The sequence below is a fragment of the Novosphingobium sp. KA1 genome, from assembly GCF_017309955.1.
GTDB lineage: Bacteria > Pseudomonadota > Alphaproteobacteria > Sphingomonadales > Sphingomonadaceae > Novosphingobium.
In genome coordinates this window covers 2198107-2217376 of the sequence record NZ_CP021247.1, presented here as the reverse complement: position 1 = coordinate 2217376, position 19270 = coordinate 2198107, and the positions used below count along the sequence as shown (strand labels likewise).

General features: G+C 66.7%; 20 protein-coding genes. 11 read left to right on the top strand and 9 right to left on the bottom strand.

What is annotated here, in order from left to right; translation table 11 throughout:
* Positions 1-2 precede the first annotated feature (2 nt).
* On the top strand, positions 3-662 hold the full coding sequence (gene bioD / locus CA833_RS10765) for a dethiobiotin synthase (RefSeq protein WP_207078017.1): 660 nt from the start codon (positions 3-5) through the stop codon (positions 660-662).
* The gene (locus tag CA833_RS10760) at positions 659-1927 is read left to right on the top strand and encodes an adenosylmethionine--8-amino-7-oxononanoate transaminase (protein WP_207078016.1); all 1269 of its coding nucleotides are present in this window, start codon (positions 659-661) and stop codon (positions 1925-1927) included. The genes bioD and CA833_RS10760 overlap by 4 nt, the downstream gene beginning before the upstream one ends.
* Positions 1928-1994: 67 nt before the next feature.
* Here CA833_RS10760 and CA833_RS10755 read toward each other — a convergent pair whose 3' ends face one another.
* Positions 1995-2771, bottom strand: a complete 777-nt coding sequence (locus CA833_RS10755) for a class I SAM-dependent methyltransferase (RefSeq protein ID WP_242526037.1) — start codon at positions 2769-2771, stop codon at positions 1995-1997.
* Between the two features lie 81 nt (positions 2772-2852).
* Here CA833_RS10755 and CA833_RS10750 point away from each other — a divergent pair, with 81 nt between their 5' ends.
* On the top strand, positions 2853-3650 hold the full coding sequence (locus tag CA833_RS10750) for a helix-turn-helix domain-containing protein (RefSeq protein WP_142635435.1): 798 nt from the start codon (positions 2853-2855) through the stop codon (positions 3648-3650).
* 150 nt (positions 3651-3800) lie between these two features.
* Here CA833_RS10750 and CA833_RS10745 read toward each other — a convergent pair whose 3' ends face one another.
* From CA833_RS10745 to CA833_RS10730, 4 genes are all read right to left on the bottom strand, one after another.
* Positions 3801-4850, bottom strand: a complete 1050-nt coding sequence (locus CA833_RS10745; protein ID WP_207078015.1) for a hypothetical protein — start codon at positions 4848-4850, stop codon at positions 3801-3803.
* A gap of 106 nt (positions 4851-4956) precedes the next feature.
* Positions 4957-6324, bottom strand: coding sequence for an IS110 family transposase (locus CA833_RS10740; RefSeq protein WP_242526036.1), 1368 nt, complete (start codon positions 6322-6324; stop codon positions 4957-4959).
* A 389-nt stretch (positions 6325-6713) separates the two neighbouring features.
* A complete protein-coding gene (gene map, locus CA833_RS10735; protein ID WP_142637874.1) occupies positions 6714-7544 on the bottom strand; it encodes a type I methionyl aminopeptidase in 831 nt (276 codons plus the stop codon).
* Positions 7545-7619: 75 nt separating this feature from the next.
* Positions 7620-8429, bottom strand: a complete 810-nt coding sequence (locus tag CA833_RS10730; protein ID WP_207078014.1) for a DUF4163 domain-containing protein — start codon at positions 8427-8429, stop codon at positions 7620-7622.
* A gap of 83 nt (positions 8430-8512) precedes the next feature.
* On the opposite strand from CA833_RS10730, the gene CA833_RS10725 reads away from it, so the two are divergent.
* The 7 genes from CA833_RS10725 (at position 8513) to CA833_RS10695 (ending at position 15112) form a co-directional block, all read left to right on the top strand.
* On the top strand, positions 8513-9907 hold the full coding sequence (locus CA833_RS10725; RefSeq protein ID WP_207078013.1) for a M17 family metallopeptidase: 1395 nt from the start codon (positions 8513-8515) through the stop codon (positions 9905-9907).
* A gap of 129 nt (positions 9908-10036) precedes the next feature.
* Positions 10037-10336 carry an SH3 domain-containing protein gene (locus CA833_RS10720; RefSeq protein ID WP_207080052.1) on the top strand — a complete coding sequence of 100 codons (300 nt, stop codon included), beginning with the start codon at positions 10037-10039 and terminating at the stop codon, positions 10334-10336.
* 11 nt (positions 10337-10347) lie between these two features.
* Positions 10348-11271: an N-acetyl-gamma-glutamyl-phosphate reductase gene (gene argC, locus CA833_RS10715; RefSeq protein WP_207078012.1), complete on the top strand. Its 924-nt coding sequence runs from the start codon at positions 10348-10350 to the stop codon at positions 11269-11271.
* Between the two features lie 394 nt (positions 11272-11665).
* Positions 11666-12004, top strand: a complete 339-nt coding sequence (locus CA833_RS10710; RefSeq protein WP_142635445.1) for a P-II family nitrogen regulator — start codon at positions 11666-11668, stop codon at positions 12002-12004.
* Positions 12005-12214: 210 nt separating this feature from the next.
* On the top strand, positions 12215-13624 hold the full coding sequence (gene glnA / locus CA833_RS10705; RefSeq protein WP_142635447.1) for a type I glutamate--ammonia ligase: 1410 nt from the start codon (positions 12215-12217) through the stop codon (positions 13622-13624).
* Positions 13625-13852: 228 nt separating this feature from the next.
* Complete coding sequence (locus CA833_RS10700; protein ID WP_142635449.1) at positions 13853-14428, top strand: fasciclin domain-containing protein; 576 nt, start codon at positions 13853-13855, stop codon at positions 14426-14428.
* Between the two features lie 78 nt (positions 14429-14506).
* Positions 14507-15112 carry a lysozyme gene (locus CA833_RS10695; protein ID WP_207078011.1) on the top strand — a complete coding sequence of 202 codons (606 nt, stop codon included), beginning with the start codon at positions 14507-14509 and terminating at the stop codon, positions 15110-15112.
* Here CA833_RS10695 and CA833_RS10690 read toward each other — a convergent pair whose 3' ends face one another.
* Both CA833_RS10690 and CA833_RS10685 read right to left on the bottom strand, forming a co-directional pair.
* The gene (locus CA833_RS10690; RefSeq protein ID WP_207078010.1) at positions 15113-16210 is read right to left on the bottom strand and encodes an acyltransferase; all 1098 of its coding nucleotides are present in this window, start codon (positions 16208-16210) and stop codon (positions 15113-15115) included.
* A gap of 91 nt (positions 16211-16301) precedes the next feature.
* Positions 16302-16799, bottom strand: a complete 498-nt coding sequence (locus tag CA833_RS10685; protein WP_207078009.1) for an Lrp/AsnC family transcriptional regulator — start codon at positions 16797-16799, stop codon at positions 16302-16304.
* Between the two features lie 99 nt (positions 16800-16898).
* Here CA833_RS10685 and CA833_RS10680 point away from each other — a divergent pair, with 99 nt between their 5' ends.
* Positions 16899-17900 carry a DMT family transporter gene (locus CA833_RS10680; RefSeq protein WP_207078008.1) on the top strand — a complete coding sequence of 334 codons (1002 nt, stop codon included), beginning with the start codon at positions 16899-16901 and terminating at the stop codon, positions 17898-17900.
* A gap of 39 nt (positions 17901-17939) precedes the next feature.
* Here CA833_RS10680 and CA833_RS10675 read toward each other — a convergent pair whose 3' ends face one another.
* Positions 17940-18296 carry a VOC family protein gene (locus CA833_RS10675; protein WP_142635459.1) on the bottom strand — a complete coding sequence of 119 codons (357 nt, stop codon included), beginning with the start codon at positions 18294-18296 and terminating at the stop codon, positions 17940-17942.
* Positions 18297-18338: 42 nt separating this feature from the next.
* Positions 18339-19175, bottom strand: a complete 837-nt coding sequence (locus CA833_RS10670) for an arginyltransferase (RefSeq protein WP_142635461.1) — start codon at positions 19173-19175, stop codon at positions 18339-18341.
* Positions 19176-19270 lie beyond the last annotated feature (95 nt).

Sequence of the window (19270 nt, the reverse complement as noted above, 5' to 3'; positions counted from 1 at the left end):
CCATGAGCACATTCATCGCAACGCCCCTGATCGTCACCGGCACCGATACCGAAATCGGCAAGACCGTGTTCGCCGCGGCCCTCGCGGGCGCGCTTGGCGCGCATTACTGGAAGCCGGTGCAGGCCGGGCTGGAAGCGGACGGCGGCGATGCCGACCGTGTCGCCCGCCTCTCGGGCCTCCCGCGCGACAAGGTGCTGGCCGAAGCCTACCGGCTCACCACCCCCTGCTCCCCCCACCGCGCCGCCGAGATCGACGGGGTCGAGATCGATCCCGCCCGGCTCGCCCTGCCCCGCATCGATGGTCCGCTGGTGGTCGAAGGCGCCGGCGGCGCGCTGGTGCCGCTCTCGCGCAGCATGACCTATGCCGACCAGTTCGCGCGCTGGCAGGCGCCGGTGATCGTTGTCGCCCGCACCGTGCTGGGCACGATCAACCACACGCTGCTGACCATCGAGGCGCTGCGCGCGCGCGGTGTTGCAGTGCTGGGCGTTGCCTTTGTCGGCGAAGCGCAGGAAGACAGCGAGGCCACGATCTGCGCAATGGGCAAGGTCCGCCGCCTCGGCCGCCTGCCGCATGTCACGCCGCTGACGCCCGAGGCGCTGCGCGAGGCCTTTGCCGCACACTTCACCCTTGCCGATTTCACGGCAGAGACGGGGGCAGCATGACGTCTTCGATCTGGCATCCCTTCACCCAGCACGGCCTGCAGGAGCCGGTGCCGCTGGTGACGCGCGCCGAAGGGGCAAGGCTGCACACGGCGGACGGCCGCGCGGTGATCGACGCGATCTCGTCCTGGTGGGTGACGACGCACGGCCACTGCCACCCGCGCATCATGGCCGCCATCGCCGAGCAGGCGGGCAAGCTCGACCAGCTGATCTTCGCCGGCTGGACGCACGAGCCGGCCGAGCAGGTCGCCGAAGCCTTGCGCGCGCTGATGCCGCAAAGCCTGACGCGGGTATTCTTCTCGGATTCGGGCTCCACCAGTGTCGAGGTGGCGCTGAAGATGGCGCTCGGCTACTGGCACTGGCGCGCCGAGGACGGCAAAGGCGCAAGGCGCCACCGCATCGTGGTGATGGACCATTCCTACCACGGCGACACCATCGGCGCGATGTCGGTGGGCGCGCGCGGGGTGTTCAACCGGCCCTACGACCCGCTGCTGTTTGACGTGGGCCGGATTCCCTTCCCCGCCGCCGGGGCCGAGCAGGCAACGCTCGATGCCCTCGAGGCGCTCTGCCGCCTGCCGGATACCGCCGCGCTGATCGTCGAGCCGCTGGTGCTCGGTTCAGGCGGCATGCTGTTCTACGGGGCGGGCACACTGAAGGCGATGCACGCGATCTGCGCCAGGCACGGCGTCCTGTTCATCGCCGACGAAGTGATGACCGCCTGGGGGCGCACCGGCACGCTGACCGCCTGCGAGCAGGCCGGCGTGGTGCCCGACATCCTCTGCCTGTCGAAGGGGCTCACCGGCGGCGCCGTGCCGCTTGCCGTGACCATGGCCAGCGAGGCGATCTTCGAGGCCCATTACGCGGCCGACCGGGCGCGGATGTTCTTCCACTCCTCCAGCTACACCGCCAACCCGATCGCCTGCGCGGCGGCGGCGGCCAACCTCGCCATCTGGCGCGAGGAACCGGTGCTGGAACGGGTGGGCGCGCTGGCCGAAAAGCAGGCGGCCTGGCTCGATAAACTCGGCCGGTTCTGCCACTTCGACAATCCGCGCAGCCTGGGTACGATCGCCGCGCTGGACTTCAAGACCAGCGGCGAGACCGGCTACATGAGCGACCTCGCCCCGCGCCTGATGGCTTTTTTCCGCGAACGCGACGTGCTGCTGCGTCCGCTCGGCAATACCGTCTACGTCATGCCGCCCTACTGCATCGGCGACGACGAACTGGCGCAAGTCTGGGATGCCATCGGCGAGGCGGTGATCTCGTTCTGAGAGGCCCGCCGCGAAATTCGCGAAACGCGCATTTCGCGGCGCCGCCCCGGTCGTCGCCGCTTCCGTTTCAGACCGCCTCGATCAGCACGGTATCGATGGTGAACGAGCCGTCCGCCTCGATCCCGAACCACGCCGCCACTTCCGCCGGGGCCACGGCCTGAAGCGCGCGGATCGCCGCCACCCGTTCGGGCGGCGTGCGCATCCGGGCCGTCCAGGTGGCAAAGTCCATGCGCAGCCGCGCGGTGCGGACCTCGCGCACGGTGAACCCGGCCCGGCCGAGCATCGCGGTCCACTGCGCCGCCGTGTAATCGCGCACATGGCTGACATCGCGCAGCAGTTCCACGGCCTGCAGATGGGTGTCCGCCGCCGCATCGGCAGGGGCCACCACGTCGACAAAGATCGCCGGCGAGCCCGCCTTGAGCACGCGCCGCGCCTCGCGCAGACCGGCCTCGGCATCGCGCCAGTGGTGGGTGGTAAAACGGCAGGCGAGGAAATCGAACGCACCCTCCGCGAACGGCAGCGCTTCGGCAGGGGCGGCCTGCACGGCGATATTGGCAAGGCCGCGCCGCGCCGCCTCGGCCGCCACCGCCTCCAGCATCTCGGGCGACACATCGCAGGCCATGACCTGCGCGGCATGGGGCGCCATCGCATAGCCGACATGCCCGCCGCCGGCGCCGAGATCGAGCGCATGGCGCGGCGCCGCGACAAGCGCGCGGGCGGCAATGGTCTGAAGGTCGGCGCCCGCGGCATGGACGGTGCTTTCCACATAAGCGGCGGACATTTCGCCGAACTGGCTTTGCGCCAGCCCATGCTGCGTAGGGGCATGTTGGCTTTGATCGGTCATGGTCGATCTCCTTTCGGCGCTCCTCATGAACCCGATTTAGCCTGTTACAATGGATATAATTATCCTGTTATAAGTGCTGCCATGTCCACCGAAGCACAACGCCGTCTGCTGGGTGCCTTTGTCCGCGCCCGCCGGGAGGGGCTGGCCCCCGAAGGCCATGGCCGCCGCCGCCGCACACCCGGCCTGCGGCGCGAGGAACTGGCGGCGCGCGCCGCCATCGGCACCACCTGGGTCGCCTGGATCGAACAGGGGCGCGAGGTTCGCCCTTCGGCCGAAACGCTCGGCCGCCTTGCCGGCGCGCTCAGCCTGTCGCCGGCCGAGCGCGACTACCTGTTTTCCCTCGCCGAGCGCCGCGACCCCGCCGATCCCTTCGCCGCCCCGCGCGAAGCGGCGCCGCCCGCGATCACCGCGGCCGTGGCCGCCCTGCCCTTCCCGGCCTATGCGCTCGATCCCGCATGGTCGGTCTGCGCCGCCAACGCCGCCGCGCGCCGCCTGTTTGCCGGGCTGTTCGACAGCGAGAGCGCGCCGAACCTGCTGCGATATGTGTTCACCCACCCCGCCGCGCGCACGCTGCTGCCCGACTGGCAAACCCGCGCCATGCGCCTGCTCGCCGAGTTCCGCCGCGACTATGGCCGGGTGATGGCCGATCCGCGCGTCGCTGCCGTGGTGGAATGGCTGCAGAACCACTGCCCGGAGTTCCGCGCAGGATGGGAGAGCCAGTCGGTGCTCGCGCGCGAAGGCGGGGCGCGCGATTTCCTGCACCCGGAGGATGGGCTGCTGCACTTCACCCAGCACACGCTGGCGGATGTGGAGCGGGAGGATTTTCGCCTGGTGTTTCTGGAACCGGCCGAGGGCGGCAGCAGCACCGGCGAGCCGTAAGGCCACCGACACCACCCGTCGCCCCCGCGAAGGCGGGGGCCCCGCTGCCTTCGCGCTACGTCTCAAGAAAAGCGGGGTCCCCGCCTTCGCGGGGACGACGGAGTGTATTAGGGTTTGGTTGGAGCGGGCATCCAAACCTGGTGCCGCGCCCTAAAGCTCCATCACACTCGGCTTGCTCGATCGCTCGATCATGCCGGTCGTCCGCTCGCCGTCCCAGGTGTAGAAAGCGTGGCTCTGCTGCACGAGCGGGAAGTCCCTCGGCCAGTCCGGCGGCAGCACGTGCCCGCCGCGTGAGCGGGTATTGGCGAAGGTCTCGCCCGCGATCTCCACCCGGCGGCCGTCCACGGTCTCCAACACAAAGGACACGTCCTCTCCCCCGGTCAGGAAGCGCCGCAGCCACGGCACCGCTACCGGACGCGCGGCAGTGCGGGTGCCGTCGGCATCGATGATCCAGCCTTCGGCGTAGTTAAGCCCCCCATCCTCACGCGGCGGGTAGATGTTGAACCCGAAGGCGCGGCCGCCGGGGAAGACAGCGCTTTGCCAGCAATGCCCCCAGAACCCGGCAAAGGCCCGGAAACCGGTGCGACGGATGCGCAGGCCGTTGGCCTTGAACGGGCGGCTCTCGCCATTGACGGTGAGCGTCCCGGTGCAGCGGAAGAGCTGTTCGTAGCGCGGGCTCATGAAACTGCCCTGCTCGCCGCCCAGCGCTTCGGCCGCTTCGGGCAGGAGCGAGCCCGGCACCCAGGGCGGTGCGGCCATTTCCATGTCTACCGAGATTTCGAGGTCGGCCCATGCCACCTCCTCGAAATCGGGGTTGTCGATGATTTCCTGCGCCGTGGTTTCGGCGACTTGCCCCTTGTAGGTCGCGGTCCAGCGGCGGAACGGCTCCACGCATTCGAAGCGGACCGGACCGGTGCCGCGCACGGTGGGGCGGCCATCCGCGCCGTAGGGCGAATGCGTCTCGCCATCACCGCGCCTGGAAAGCAGGCGGCCGTCCGCAAAGGCGACGTCCAGCCAGAATTCGTGGCGATCCCAGTGCGAGCCCACCGCCTCGACGCCGATACGCATGGCGAAGAGGCCACCTTCCTCCTCGATCCAGACGTTCACGGCATCGCGCAGGCCATCGTCGGGCTTTTCAGCCACGACGAATTCACGGTCCTCGGGAACCCCGCCGGTCAGGTCCGTCGCCACGGGGGCCATGTCACTCTCTCCCTCGTTTTGCCGGGGAGGCTGTCATGGCCCGCGCGTCAGGTCACGCCCCGGCCCGTGCGCCGGGGCGATATCGCGCCTGTCTCAAGCGGCATTCCTAAGAAACAGCTGTCTCAGGCTCTGACGGCAGTTCCTGGAGCGAGAAGCCGAAGGCTTTCGCGCGGCGCTGGAGATTGCCGATTACCCGGCTGCGATACCGTTCTTCATATTGGGCTGCACCGGGGTCACTATACGCCATCCCGTGACGCAACGCGTTGTAGAACAACACGGCGAGCTTGCGCGCGGTGGCGGTCACAGCCTTGGCCTTTCCTGCCCTTGCAGACAGACGGCGGTAAAATGCACCGAGCGCGGTATCAGTCCGGCCTATCGTAGTTGCCGCAAGGCGCAGCAGCGCCGCCGCCCGGCTCGATGATCGGCGCGTTTTCGATGATAGCAGCTTGCCGCCCGATATCTTGTTGCCCGGCGCCAGGCACAGCCATGATGTAAAGTGCTTTGAGCTTGGCCACGCCGCAAGGTCAGTGCCGCACTCTCCGACCAGCTTGAGGGCCAGCGATGGTCCAATGCCGTGGATCTGGGTCAAGTCTACTCCCAGCACGCGATAGAGCGCAGAACGAACTTCAAAGTCCGGCGCGTTCACTTGTTTGGTCCTGGTCCGAACCTTCGGCAAACGGGCAATGTCGTACCCGTCGCCGCCTTCTAGGTCCCGGAGCGCAATCTCCAGCTTTCGGTCGCACTCCACGATCTTGAGCTGGTAAAAGTCGAATAGCGCAAGCGATTGGCACAGCGCGAAGACGTGTTCATCGCGCCAGTTGCCGGTCAAGGCGGAACAGATTGTCTCGGTGCTGGCATGACATCGAACGTCACGCATCTGGGCAAGGGTGGCGGGGTTGCGCTCGCCGTCGGCGATGGCCCGGATAACACGCATGCCCGTGGCGCCGGTGATGTCGGAGACGACGTGGTGCAATTGCACATTCATCTCCATCAGCGCCTTCTGCATGTGCTGGATATGCGATGCCGCGTACTCGATCAGTCGCTCACGCTGCCGCATGTAGGCCCGCAACGTGGCGACCCCGGCTTTGGGGCGAAAACTGCCACGCAAGAGGCCGTAGCTGTGCAGCCGCTGAAGCCATGACGCATCATTCACATCGGTTTTGCGGCCGGGGACATTCTTTGCATACCGCGCATTGACGAGGATGACGTGGAACCCGTGCTCCTCCAGCACCTCGAAAGCCGGGATCCAGTAGACGCCGGTAGACTCCATCGCCACGCTTGTGACGCCGCACGCTTTGAACCAGCGCGCCATGTCATGCAGGTCCCCGGTGAATGTGTTGAACGCGCGTACGGGCCGATCATCGGCGTCGGGATTGACCGCTGCCATGTGCATGGTCGATCCGATATCGATCGCCGCCGCGCCCGGCACAATCATCGGCATATCACCGACCTTCGCCGCTTTTGATCTACTCATTCCACAACTCCTCCAGAACGGGAGGGCATGGGCGATGCAAACCGTCATTTTCCTAACCGGGGTCACCGCTGTGCGATGCCACCACTCTCAAGTGCGCAACTGCCCACGGGCCACGTTTTTTAACGGGGTATCATGCCACCAATAAGCGAACGGCCGCGACCCTCCTGGCGAGCAGCATAGCACGACCCGTTTCTACCGCGCACAGGCGGGCTAAACCCGCGACCGTTTTTTAAAATGTGCAGAAAGCGCATTTTGCGCGGCACCAGCCCACGCCCCCACCCGACCTTCCATCAGGATACACTCGTGGGAGGTCGGGTGGGGGCGTGGGGTGGGGGCCTAGGGTGGGGCCTGGGCTGGTGCCGCAAATCCGGCCTGCGGCCGGATTTCAATCAAGCGTAAGGCGGCTTGTGCAGGCCCTTGGGGCTGGTCGTGAAGATCTCGCAGCCGGTCTCGGTGATGCCGATCGAATGCTCGAACTGGGCCGAGAGCGACTTGTCGCGCGTCACCGCCGTCCAGCCGTCCGACAGCAGCTTCACCGGCGGCTTGCCGAGGTTGATCATCGGCTCGATGGTCATGAACATGCCCGGCTTGAGCAGCGGGCCGGTGCCGGGGCGACCGGCGTGGACCACTTCGGGCGCATCGTGGAACAAGCGGCCGAGGCCGTGGCCGCAGAATTCGCGCACGACGCCGTAGCGGAACGATTCGGCATAGGCCTGGATCGCCGCGCCGATGTCACCCACGCGGTTGCCGGGCTTGGCCTGCTCGATGCCGATCATCAGGCATTCGTAAGTCACGTCGACGAGGCGGCGGGCCTTCAGCGAAACGTCGCCGGCCAGATACATGCGGCTGGTGTCGCCGTGCCAGCCATCCAGCAGCGGAGTCACGTCGATATTGACGATATCGCCGTCCTTGATGGTCTTTTCCGACGGAATGCCGTGGCAGACCACGTGGTTGATCGAGATGCAGCACGAATGCGCATAACCGCGATAGCCAAGCGTGGCGGGCACCGCGCCGCCGTCCAGCGTCAGTTCGCGGACCTTGTCGTCGATGGCGGCGGTGGTGACGCCGGGCTGCACCATCGGCGCGATCTCGTCGAGAATCATGGCGGCAAGGCGGCCCGCCTTGCGCATGCCCTCGAACCCTTCGGGTCCGTGCAACTTGATGGTGCCGTCGCGCAGGACGGTTTCGCTTCCGGGCTCTACGATCTGGTATTCGGTCATGCCCGCCAAGATAGCGGGCATGAACCGAAATTGCGAATCAGGACTGCGCAGGCCCGGTTGCGTTTGGGGGAGAGTTCACTTTCCCAGCGAGAAACTGGTCCGGTACTGCGGTTTCAGCGCCGCCATCACCGCGCCCGTTACCGGCAGGGTGATCTCGTAGCTGCCCTCGGCATAAGGCCCCGCGTTGTAAGGCGGCACCCGCACGCCGATGCGATCGAAAGTCTGCCCGTTGCTGGAGCCCAGGATCACCACCTGGTCGAGCGGATCGATGCAGTCGCTGAACATCTCGTCATCGCCGCGCACCACCGGCGCGCCGCGGCGCCTGGCGCGCTCCTTGTCGAGCGCATCGCAGAACGGCCCCTGCAGCGCCTTGGTCAACGCCGCCTTGCTGGTGAAAAGATCGACGGGCGCACGCGCCGTCTCGGCATGGCGATCCCACAAGAGCGTATCCGAACCGCTCATCCCGTGCGCACCGCCGGAGAAGGTATAGAACTCGGAGGAGATCGACAGCCAGCCGGGCAGGCTCGTCACCACCTTCCAGTCCTCGCCATAACTGTGCGCGTGATAGGGGAACCCGTCCTTCCTGGCCTCGGCGCGGTCTTCCCTGGCCGAGGCGATCAGTTCGGCGCGCTGCGCCTCGAGCTGCTTGTCGAGCGCGGCCTTGAGGCCGGGGATCGCGCCCACCGCATCGGGATAGGAGTAGGTGAACTCGTAAAGATCGTTCTCGTCCTTTTCGGAGCGGGCGCCGCCCGCGGGCACGGTGCTGGCATCATCGGTGGGGGTACCGGCATCCTCGCTTGCCGCCTCGACCGGCGCCTCGGAGGCCGTCGCGGTGGTGGCCGGCACCGGATCACCCTTGCAACCCGCCAGCAAAATCAGGCCCATTGCAGCAGACGCTGCCAACCAACTACGAATTCGCATCATTTTCCTCTCGGCTACCGCCCCCGGGAAGGCTAGAGAATCTCGCCATGAGCGACAAGAACGCATTGATTCAGCCCGATCGCGGCCAGAAGGCCGTGACCATCCACCTCCTGAACAAGGATGGCCTGGAGCCGTTCCTCAAGGGCCTCTCGGCGCCCCAGCGTGCCGCGCTCGACGCGCAGAAATTCACTGGCGAGGCGGGCAGCCACGCGATCTTCGCGGACGGCGACGGCTGGGCGGTCGCCGCCGGCGTCGCCGACCCCGCCGCGCTCACTTCGTGGTGCCTTGGCAAGCTGGCCGACGTGCTGCCCGAAGGCACCTATCGCTGCTCCGGGGGTGAGGCCGGCAAGGCGCTGCTCGGCTGGATCACCGGGCAGTACCGGTTCGACCGCTACCGTTCCGACGCCTCGGACGAAGGCCCGCGCATTCTCCTCACCACCGAGGTCAAGGCGATCGACGCGGTGATCGCCGCAGCGGACGCGACCGAACTGGTCCGCGATCTCGTCAATACCCCCGCCGAGGACATGGGCCCCGGCCAGCTCGAAGCCGAAGCCGAAGGGCTGGCCAAGGCGTTCCGCGCGGAAATCCATGTCACGCGCGGTGAAATGCTCGAACGCGAATATCCGATGGTCCATGCCGTCGGCCGTGCGGCGGGCCGCTCCCACGCGCCGCGCCTGATCGAGCTGGAATGGGGCGATCCCGGGCATCCGAAGATCGCCGTCGTCGGCAAGGGCGTCTGCTTCGATTCGGGCGGGCTCGACATCAAGCCGGGCGCGGGCATGCTGCTGATGAAAAAGGACATGGGCGGCGCCGCCCACGCCCTCGCCCTTGCCCGCCTGATCATGGGTGCCAAGCTGCCGGTGCGCCTGCACCTGCTGATCCCGGCGGTGGAGAACGCCATCGCCGGCAATGCCTTCCGCCCCGGCGACGTGCTGAAAAGCCGCGCCGGGATCTCGGTCGAGATCGGCAACACCGATGCCGAAGGCCGCCTGATCCTGGGCGATGCGCTGGCCCGCGCGGGCGAGAAGGAGCCCGAACTGGTGATCGACTTCGCCACCCTGACCGGCGCCGCCCGCGTGGCCGTGGGGCCCGACCTTCCCGCGCTGTTCACCCGCGAGGACCGCACCGCACAGGAAATCCTCGACGCCGGACTTGCCGTCGACGATCCCTGCTGGCGCCTGCCGCTCTACGAGGGTTACCGCGAATACCTGAAGTCCGACATCGCCGACATCAACAATGCCGGATCGAGCGGGTTTGCCGGTTCCAGCACCGCCGCGCTGTTCCTCGACCGCTTCGTGCCCGCCGGAACCGACTGGATTCACTTCGATACCTTCGCGTGGCGCCCCGTCGCCAAGCCGGGCCGCCCCAAGGGCGGCGAGGCGCTGGGCCTGCGCGCGGCATGGCACCTGTTGCAGCAGCGCTACACCCCGACCGGCAGCTGATGTTGCGAAATCGGCGAAGCATCGCTAAGCGCGCGCATCTTTGCTTTTGGAGATTCCCCCGCGTTGGCCACTGAGGATTCCTATACCCGCCCCCTGATCGACGGCTCGCTTGCCGAAAAGCAGCTTGCCATGACGGGGCCGAGCGTGACCGCGGATCCCGGCTGCCTGCCCGTGCGCGGCGACCTTGCGCATATCAAGCTCGCAGGCCGCTACTTCGTGCCGCACTATGCAGTGCCGATGCCGCACACGATCCTGGACGGCGCCGTGCTGCGCAGCTTCGGGCGTGACGAGGCCGAGGCGATTCGCGATCTTCCCGCGGGCGAGACCTTCAACGTGCTCGACATCGCCGGCCAGTGGGCCTGGGGGCAGCTGGGCGAGGACGGCCAGGTCGGCTATGTTTCGCTCGCGCAGATCGAGGCCGTGAAGTAATGGCCCAGATCATGGCAAAGAGCGTCTTCATCGACGGGGCCGCAGGCACCACCGGGCTCGAAATCGCCGAACGGCTTGCCGGTCGCAGCGAATTCGAACTGATCGTGCTGGACGAGGCGCGCCGCAAGGACGACGGCGCCCGCGCCGAAGCGCTCAATGCCGCCGATTTCGTGATCCTCTGCCTGCCCGACGATGCCGCCAGGGCCGCCGTCGGCATGATCCGCAACGACACCACCCGCGTGATCGACGCCTCCTCGGCGCACCGGGTTTCGCCGGAGTGGACTTACGGCTTCCCCGAAGTGGTCGGCCGCGAGACCGTCGCCGCCGCGCGTTTCGTCAGCAATCCGGGCTGCTATCCCACCGGCTTCATCGCGCTGGTCGCGCCGCTGGTGCGCGCCGGGCTGCTGCCCGCCGACTGGCCTTACGTGTGCCACGCCGTCTCGGGCTATTCGGGCGGCGGCAAGGCCCTGATCGCGCACTTCGAGGAAGACCGCGACATCGCCTTCCGGGCCTATGGCCTGGCGCTTGGCCACAAGCATGTGCCGGAAATGACCACCCATGCCGGCCTGACCCACGCGCCGATCTTCGCCCCCGCCGTCGTGCCCGCGCATCGCGGCATGCTGGTCGAGGTACCGCTGCATCTCTCGATGATGCCCAAGGCGGGAAGCCCGGCCGAACTGCGTGCCGCCCTCGCCGCGTTCTATGCGGGCAGCGAGATCGTCACCGTGGTCGACGACCAGCCGGGCGAACTGCTGCTGCGCGCCTCGATGGATCCGGTCGACACGCTGACGCTGCGTGTACTGGGTTCGCAGGACGGGTCGCAGGCGCGCATGGTCGCCATGCTCGACAATCTGGGCAAGGGCGCGAGCGGTGCTGCGGTGCAGAACCTCAACCTGATGGCCGGTCTTCCCGAGACGGCGGGCCTCCGCCTCTAGACAAACGCCTTCTCGTATACGAACATGAGCGCCGCAGGTCCGATCCGGTCCTGCGGCGTTTTTCGTTAACGCGCCAGGGCGGCGTTAACCACGCGACCGGTCGGCGCGCCTCGACGCCTTGCCAGCAGGCAGCGGGTGCACAATTTTCAGGCAAGCCCTGCCCATTTCTTGAACAGATATTGTGCCTGAATGGGGATTCACCCACACAAGACTGCTTAACGGCTATCGAAAAGGTGCAAATCCGGGCTTTTCGCGCCTGCACAGTTCGCCTAGGACTTTCCCATCCGCATTGGCACGATTCTTGAGTTGGGAATCGCGCGCGAGGCAGCTGGTTCCCGGGACCGGACTCCTCATCGGAAGAAGCCGGGAAACAACCGCAGGGGTCTAGGCAGGCGTGAAGAAAATCGAAGCGATCATCAAGCCGTTCAAACTCGATGAAGTGAAGGAAGCGCTGCACGAAGTCGGCGTCTCGGGCATCACCGTCACCGAGGCGAAGGGTTTCGGCCGCCAGAAGGGCCATACCGAACTCTATCGCGGCGCCGAATACGTCGTCGACTTCCTGCCCAAGGTGAAGCTTGAAGTGGTCGTTCCCGACGCTCTGGCCGACCGCGTGGTCGAGGCGATTGCCGACGCCGCGCAGACCGGCCGCATCGGCGACGGCAAGATTTTCGTGGTGCCGATCGAAACCGCCGTGCGCATTCGCACCGGCGAGCGGGACGACGACGCGCTCTAAGCGCGCGCCGCCTCGAATGCCCGGGAAGGGGATCGTCCGCGGCCTGGTGGACGCGGCTTCCCGCCAAGAGCTTTTTCCGGCCCCTGACTGAACAAGGACGGGCCGGACCGGGAATGGGTGGTCGGGGGGCCGCCCATTCCCGCCATACCGAATGCCAAAACCCAAAAGTCTCTTTCGGGATCGGAAGAGCATCACTGGAGAACCACGATAATGGCTAGTGCAAAGGACGTCCTCAAGAAGATCAAGGACGAGGAAATCGAGTGGGTTGACCTGCGTTTCACCGACCCCAAGGGCAAGTGGCAGCACCTCACCATGGTTTCGTCGGTCCTGGGCGAGGACGAGCTGGAAGACGGCCTGATGTTCGACGGTTCGTCGATCGAAGGCTGGAAGGCCATCAACGAGTCGGACATGATCCTCAAGCCCGACCTCGACGCCGCCTACGTCGATCCGTTCTCGGCCACCCCGATGCTGATCCTGTTCTGCGACATCGTCGAACCCTCGACCGGCGAACTCTATGCCCGCGACCCGCGTTCGACCGCGAAGCGCGCGGAATCGTTCGTCAAGTCGGCCGGTTTCGGCGACACCGTCTACGTCGGCCCCGAAGCCGAATTCTTCATGTTCGACGACGTGAAGTTCTACGACGGCTATGAAGGCAACGGCTTCAAGATCGACGACATCGAACTGCCCGGCAACTCGGACAAGTCGTACGAGCAGGGCAACCTTGCCCACCGTCCGCGCGCCAAGGGCGGCTACTTCCCGGTCGCCCCGGTCGACTCAGCTGTCGACATTCGCGCCGAAATGGTTTCGACCATGCTCGAAATGGGCCTGCCCTGCGACAAGCACCACCACGAAGTGGCCGCTGCCCAGCACGAACTCGGCCTGACCTTCGGCACGCTGGTCCAGACCGCCGACCGCATGCAGATCTACAAGTACGTCGTGCACATGGTTGCGCAGGCTTACGGCAAGACCGCCACGTTCATGCCGAAGCCGATCATGAAGGACAACGGCTCGGGTATGCACACGCATATCTCGATCTGGGACAAGGGCAGCCCGCTGTTCGCCGGTAACGGCTATGCCGGTCTGTCGGACATGTGCCTGTACTTCATCGGCGGCGTCATCAAGCACGCCAAGGCCCTCAACGCCTTCACCAACCCGACCACCAACAGCTACAAGCGCCTGGTGCCGGGCTACGAAGCCCCCGTCCTGCTCGCCTACTCGGCGCGCAACCGTTCGGCCTCGTGCCGCATCCCCTACGGTGCGGGCGACAAGGCAAAGCGCGTGGAATTCCGCTTCCCCGACGCGATGGCCAACCCGTACCTGTGCTACGCCTCGCTGCTGATGGCCGGCCTCGACGGCATCAAGAACAAGATCCACCCTGGCGACGCCATGGACAAGAACCTCTACGATCTGCCGCCGGCCGAACTCGCCGAAGTGCCGACCGTCTGCGGTTCGCTCCGTGAAGCGCTCGACTCGCTGGCCGCCGACCACGACTTCCTTCTCGAAGGCGGCGTGTTCACCAAGGACCAGATCGAAGCCTACCTCGAACTCAAGTGGCCCGAAGTGCTGCGCTGGGAAACCACGCCGTCGGCGGTCGAGTTCGACATGTACTACAGCGCCTGATCCGCGCTGCCTCTCCGCTCTCCCAAGGGCGGCGAGGGGGAAATCGGTTCACCGAGCGGGGCGTCCGGACTTTGTCCGGGCGCCCTATTCCTTTGCGCATAGCGCCGCTGCGCCGCCGCGTTCGGCCGCTATTCAGGCAGGACAACCTACCGAACGGGCTCGCCACAAGCCCGGTTCCGGGCGCCATGGCGCCGCTCGCCCGACCTGTTCCTCTCGAGGTTTCGCCCCATGCGCAAAGCCCTCCTTGCCGCTCCGTTCCTCGCCGCTGCCCTGATGCTTGCCGCCTGTTCGGGGGAAACGCCTGCGACCAGCTCTTCCAGCGATACCACCGAAGCGACCACCGCAAACGAGACCCTGCCGGAAATGCTCGACGATGCCGACGGCCTGCAGACAATGGCCGAAGCGCTCAAGACCACCGGGCTGGAACGCCTGTTTGCCGGCAAAGGCAGTTATACCCTGCTTGCCCCCGAGGACGACGCCTTCGACGCGCTGGGCGACAAGGCCAAGGCCGTGACGCAAGCGCAGGACCATGCCGCCCTCACCGCCCTGGTGCGCAGCCACATGCTTGCCGGATACCGGACGCCCGAGGACATCGCCGCAGCCATTGCCGCTGCCGGGACCGGCACGGTCTCGCTGCCGACGCTGGGCGGCGGCACGCTCACCTTCCGCAAAACCGGCACGCCATCGGCCGATACCATCACCGTGACCGCCGACGACGGCGCGCAGGCCACCCTGCTCGACCAGCCCGTGGCGGCGGGCAGCAGTATCGCGATTCCGGTCAGCGGCGTGCTGCGCAAGTTGTGACCCTTCGAAAAACCATTTTCCTACAGCCCCGGTTCCGGCTTACTTGATCGGCCTTTCTCACAGTGACGGAGAGGCGCCATGCTCGATCGCAAGCCCATTTTCGATGAAGTGCGCCAGTTGCTCGGACGCGGCTTCAGCCGGGAGGAAGTGACCCGTCTCGATGCCGCGATCGACAGGGCCTCGATCGCCAAAGCGGCGGACCACGACACCGCGCCTCCCGCATACAGGCTGGGACAGGCCGGCAGCGCGCTCATCCGCAAATGGGAGGGCTGCGCCCGCAAGCGCGCCGATGGCCGTATCGAGGCCTATCCCGACCCCGGCAGCACGGACGGCACCCCCTGGACGATCGGCTGGGGCTCGACCGGCGCGGACATCGGCCCCGGCACCGTCTGGACACAGGAGCAGTGCGACGCGCGTTTTACGGCCGACGTGCAGCGGTTCGTCGATGCGGTCGCGCAGTTCCTGGGGTCCGCGCCGACCACGCCGAACCAGTTCGATGCCCTGGTCTCGTTCCACTACAACACCGGCGCGCTGACCTCCTCCACCCTCGGCAAGCTGCACAAGCAGGGCCGCTTTGCCGCAGCGCAGGCCGAGTTCGCGAGGTGGATCTACAACGACCGCAAACCGATGAACGGCCTCAGGTCGCGCCGTGCGGACGAGGCCGCGCTTTACGCCGCCCCCTGATCAGCGGCCCAGCAACACCGGAACCTCCGGGGCCGGAACGGCTCCGCCGGGCGCCGCGGCCCGCGCTTTGCGCCAGCGCCGCAGGGCGCGGCGGACCGGCTCGTCCCAGCACACGGCCGCAAGCCAGCCCCCGACAAGCGCGGCCAGAAGATAGCCTGCAAACCACAGGCCGCGCTCCACCGCGCTCATGTCGGGCCGCACAAACGGCTCGATCGCAAACAGGATCGGGAAGTGCACAAGATAGAGCGGGTAGGAGATCCGCCCCGCCCAGTTCCACACCCCCGAGGCCGCCCCGCACAGCACGCCCGCAAGCAGCAGCCCGGGCAGGATCACGAGGATCAGCAGCATGTCGACATAACCCGAGCGCCCCGGGATCAGGAACACCGCCATGAGCAGGGCCGCGACCAGCCAGAGAGCCGGCGCGGGCCGATTGCGGAGCCGGTCCAGCAGTCCGGCCTTGCACCCGCGCCAGATCAGCATGCCCAGCGTGAAGGACACCGCCGTGCGCGGCAGGCCCTCGAGCGCATTGGCCGCGACATATCCGACCTCCACCGTCGACCAGCGCAGCGCGGCGGCCCCCAGCCACAAAGCAAAGCCCAGAAAGATGCCCGCCAGCACCCGGTTGCCCAGACGGAACAGACCCAGGCCAAACGCCAGGCTCGCCAGCACTTCCCAGAACAGCGACCATGCCGGCGGGTTGAGCGGCCAGATGAAATCGTCATAGGCGTGAAGGAATGGCGCGGGCAGCAACAGCACCTGCAGGACCGCGGCAGGCAGCACGGCGCTCCATTCGAACCCGAGACCAAGCACCAGGGCCAGCGCTCCGGCGCCGACGCCGAGAATCACCATCGGATAGAGCCGGTCCACTCTCGCCTGCACGAAACGGCCCAGCGTCATGCCCCCGCGAAGCCGCTCCTGATAGGCATGGGAGATCACGAAACCGCTGAGGATAAAAAAGAAATCCACGGCCATGTAGCCATGGACCAGCAGCTGGAAGCCCAGCACGCGATAGGCATGATTGGCCGCGACCGCCATGGCCGCCACGCCGCGCAGGCCGTCCAGTCCGCCAAAATGCCCCGTGCTGTCCCGCTCTGCCATGCCGCATCCGTCCATGGGCGCCCGCCCCGATCCGCCGGCAATGTGGCAGAACCTGGTTAACACGAGGTTCTGCCTGCGCTTCCGGCGCTGCTCAGACCGCTGCGGGAATGACGATACCGGTGTCCACTTTCACCCGGTCCAGCGCGATCAGCGAGGCATAGGCGGCCACGCAGTCGTTCTCGGCAAAGAGTTCGCGCGTCAGCGCCTCGTAGGCGCGCATGTCGCTGGCCACGATCACCAGCACGAAGCTGATCCCGCCGGTCACGTAATAGCATTGCTGCACTTCGCCGCGCGCCTGGAACAGGGCCTTGGCCGCATCGACGGTGGCGGCGCGCTCGTCGCGCAAGGTCACCTGGACGATCGAGGTGATGTCCTGCCCCAGCGCCTGCGGATCGACCAGCGCGACATTGCGGGCGATGACGCCGGCCTCCTCCATCGCCGCGATCCGGCGCTGCACGGCGGCGGCGGACAGGTTCACCGCCTCGGCAATCCGGCGCTGCGGCGTGCGGTTGTCCTGCTGGAGAATGCGCAGGATCGCCCGGTCGAACGAATCGAGGCGCGGGCGAAGCGATGTTGCGTTTTTGGCCACAGGGTGAGCTTTTGTTGCGTTTGAAGCCTAAATCAAGAGCGCATTCCTCACGCCTGTGATGATATGTCTCGCCGCATCAATTCAGGCGGAGGCTGGTAGATGGCATTGGCGGGAAGCATTGCGGCTGGCACGGGCGGTTCGCGCTCGACATGGCTGGGCGTGCTCTGCGGTGCCGGCGCGGGCGCATTCTGGGGGCTGGTGTTCCTGGCTCCGGAACTCGTGCGCGCGTTCAGCCCGCTCGAACTGACCATCGGCCGCTATGCCTGCTATGGCGCGATGTCCGCCTTGCTGCTGGCACCGCGGTGGAAAGCGGTGACCGCGCACATGTCGCGCGCGGCGTGGATCGCGCTCGTCTGGCTCGCGCTGGCCGGCAATACCGCCTATTTCATCCTGCTGGCCAACGCCGTGCATATCGGCGGCATCGCCATGACCTCGATCATCGTCGGCTTCCTGCCGGTGACGGTAACCGTTGTCGGCAGCCGCGACCACGGCGCGGTTCCGCTCGCGAAGCTGGCCCCGTCGCTGCTGCTCTGCGCGGCAGGCGTGCTGTGCATCGGCTGGCAGGCCATCGCCGCGCCCGGCGAGACGTCGCTCGCCAACCGCGTGATCGGCCTTGCCTGCGCGTTCGGCGCGCTCGCCTCGTGGAGCGCCTTCGCGATCGGCAACAGCCGCTGGCTCGCGCGGCTGGAGGCGGTGTCGGCGCATGACTGGAACCTGCTGCTTGGCGTCGTCACCGGATTGCAGAGCGTGCTGCTGATCCCGATTGCGCTGTGGCAGGCCGATGCCGCGCGCACGAGCAGCCAGTGGAGCAGTTTTCTCATCGTCTCGCTGGGAGTTGCCGTGCTCGCCTCGATCGCCGGCAATGCTTTGTGGAACCGAATGAGCCGGCTGCTGCCACTTACGCTGGTGGGCCAGATGATCCTGTTCGAAACGCTGTTCGCGCTGATCTACGCGCTGATCTGGGAACACCGCCTGCCCACGCTGTTCGAAGTGGCCGCCTTCGTGCTGCTGATCACCGCGGTGCTGAGCTGCCTGGCCGCCCACCGCAAGCCGGCGGCAATCGACGAGTTGGCTCCGCTTGGCGAAGGCGGCGCGCACTGAGGACGCGGGGAAGCAGGATCCCGCAAATCAGGCCGGCCATCAGCCCAAGGGCGGCTCCCACAACTCCACCGGATTGCCCTCGGGGTCATGGATGCGGGCAAAACGCCCGGTCTCCGGCCCGTCCCACGCGGGATCGGTCAGGACCTCGATGCCGGCCTCCCGCAGGGCCGCAAGCAGCGCGTCCAGCCCGGTCACGCGGAAATTGATCATCCACTGGCGATCGGCGGGGAAATAGGCCGTGTCGCGCCCGAACGGCATGAACACCGTCGGGCCCGCCTGCTGCATCCACCGATAGGGATCCTCAGAGGCGATGCCGAGATGGGTGCGATACCACGCCATCAGCGCCTGTGGATCGCTGGAGCGGAAGAACAATCCGCCAATACCCGTAACCGGCATGCACCTCTCCCGACTGGCAAAGCCGCAGATCGCCCCCGAAGCTCAGCCGGCGATCGAGGGAACCCCGTCCTTGCGCGCATTCTCGCCAAGGTCGGCCCGGCTGCGCGGATTGGCAACGGCGGCCGCGATCAGGCGATCCTGCTCCTCGGCGCCAAAACGCTCCCAGCCGGAACGGCCGAGCTTTTCCATCGGCCGGAAGCGCACCTTGTACTGCATGCGCGGCGAACCTTCGACCCAGTAGCCGAGATAGACGTAGGGCAGTTCCATCTCGGTGGCGCGCTGGATGTGATCGAGGATGATGTAAGTGCCCAGCCCCTGCCGGTCATGGTGCGGATCGTAGAAGCTGTAGATCATCGACAGCCCGTCGCACTGCCGGTCGGTCAGGCAGGCGCCGACGAGGCGGCCCGGCGTAACCCCGTCCGGCGACGGCTCACGATATTCGACCACGTAGCTGGTGACCGGCGTATGCTCCACCATGTCGGCAAAATCGACTTCGTCCATCGTGGTCATCCCGCCTTCGGGATGGCGCACCGAGAGATAGCGCTGGAGCAGTTCGAACTGCTCGCTGGTCGACCACGGGCGGCAGACGGTGGCGACAAGATCGCCGTTGCGCTTCATCAGGCGCTTCTGCGTGCCCGAGGGTTCGAACGCACCGGCGACGACGCGCACCGAAATGCAGGCGCTGCAATCGAGACAGGAGGGGCGATAGGCCACCGTCTGGCTGCGGCGGAACCCGATCCGGCCCAGCGCATCGTTGAGCGAATCCGCGTGGGCGCCCTTCAGCTCGGTAAAGACCTTGCGTTCGCTGCGCCCCGGCAGATAGGGGCACGGCGCCGGGCTGGTCACGAAAAACCGGGGAAAGCGAACGGGAGCCGTCACGGGCGAAATCTATCCTCTGGCTGGCGGAAGCCGGGCTGTTGCTTAACCCTTCTATCCGTGTCTGCCCTGAATATGCATAGCCGTTCGCCGCGTTG

What these genes read in the sequence shown, in the direction of transcription:
- bioD (WP_207078017.1), top strand. Translation starts at nt 3, where the DNA reads ATGAGCACATTCATCGCAACGCCCCTGATCGTCACCGGCACCGATACC.
- CA833_RS10760 (WP_207078016.1), top strand. Translation starts at nt 659, where the DNA reads ATGACGTCTTCGATCTGGCATCCCTTCACCCAGCACGGCCTGCAGGAG.
- CA833_RS10755 (WP_242526037.1), bottom strand. Translation starts at nt 2,771, where the DNA reads ATGACCGATCAAAGCCAACATGCCCCTACGCAGCATGGGCTGGCGCAA.
- CA833_RS10750 (WP_142635435.1), top strand. Translation starts at nt 2,853, where the DNA reads ATGTCCACCGAAGCACAACGCCGTCTGCTGGGTGCCTTTGTCCGCGCC.
- CA833_RS10745 (WP_207078015.1), bottom strand. Translation starts at nt 4,850, where the DNA reads ATGGCCCCCGTGGCGACGGACCTGACCGGCGGGGTTCCCGAGGACCGT.
- CA833_RS10740 (WP_242526036.1), bottom strand. Translation starts at nt 6,324, where the DNA reads ATGAGTAGATCAAAAGCGGCGAAGGTCGGTGATATGCCGATGATTGTG.
- map (WP_142637874.1), bottom strand. Translation starts at nt 7,544, where the DNA reads ATGACCGAATACCAGATCGTAGAGCCCGGAAGCGAAACCGTCCTGCGC.
- CA833_RS10730 (WP_207078014.1), bottom strand. Translation starts at nt 8,429, where the DNA reads ATGGGCCTGATTTTGCTGGCGGGTTGCAAGGGTGATCCGGTGCCGGCC.
- CA833_RS10725 (WP_207078013.1), top strand. Translation starts at nt 8,513, where the DNA reads ATGAGCGACAAGAACGCATTGATTCAGCCCGATCGCGGCCAGAAGGCC.
- CA833_RS10720 (WP_207080052.1), top strand. Translation starts at nt 10,037, where the DNA reads ATGACGGGGCCGAGCGTGACCGCGGATCCCGGCTGCCTGCCCGTGCGC.
- argC (WP_207078012.1), top strand. Translation starts at nt 10,348, where the DNA reads ATGGCAAAGAGCGTCTTCATCGACGGGGCCGCAGGCACCACCGGGCTC.
- glnA (WP_142635447.1), top strand. Translation starts at nt 12,215, where the DNA reads ATGGCTAGTGCAAAGGACGTCCTCAAGAAGATCAAGGACGAGGAAATC.
- CA833_RS10700 (WP_142635449.1), top strand. Translation starts at nt 13,853, where the DNA reads ATGCGCAAAGCCCTCCTTGCCGCTCCGTTCCTCGCCGCTGCCCTGATG.
- CA833_RS10695 (WP_207078011.1), top strand. Translation starts at nt 14,507, where the DNA reads ATGCTCGATCGCAAGCCCATTTTCGATGAAGTGCGCCAGTTGCTCGGA.
- CA833_RS10690 (WP_207078010.1), bottom strand. Translation starts at nt 16,210, where the DNA reads ATGGCAGAGCGGGACAGCACGGGGCATTTTGGCGGACTGGACGGCCTG.
- CA833_RS10680 (WP_207078008.1), top strand. Translation starts at nt 16,899, where the DNA reads ATGGCATTGGCGGGAAGCATTGCGGCTGGCACGGGCGGTTCGCGCTCG.
- CA833_RS10675 (WP_142635459.1), bottom strand. Translation starts at nt 18,296, where the DNA reads ATGCCGGTTACGGGTATTGGCGGATTGTTCTTCCGCTCCAGCGATCCA.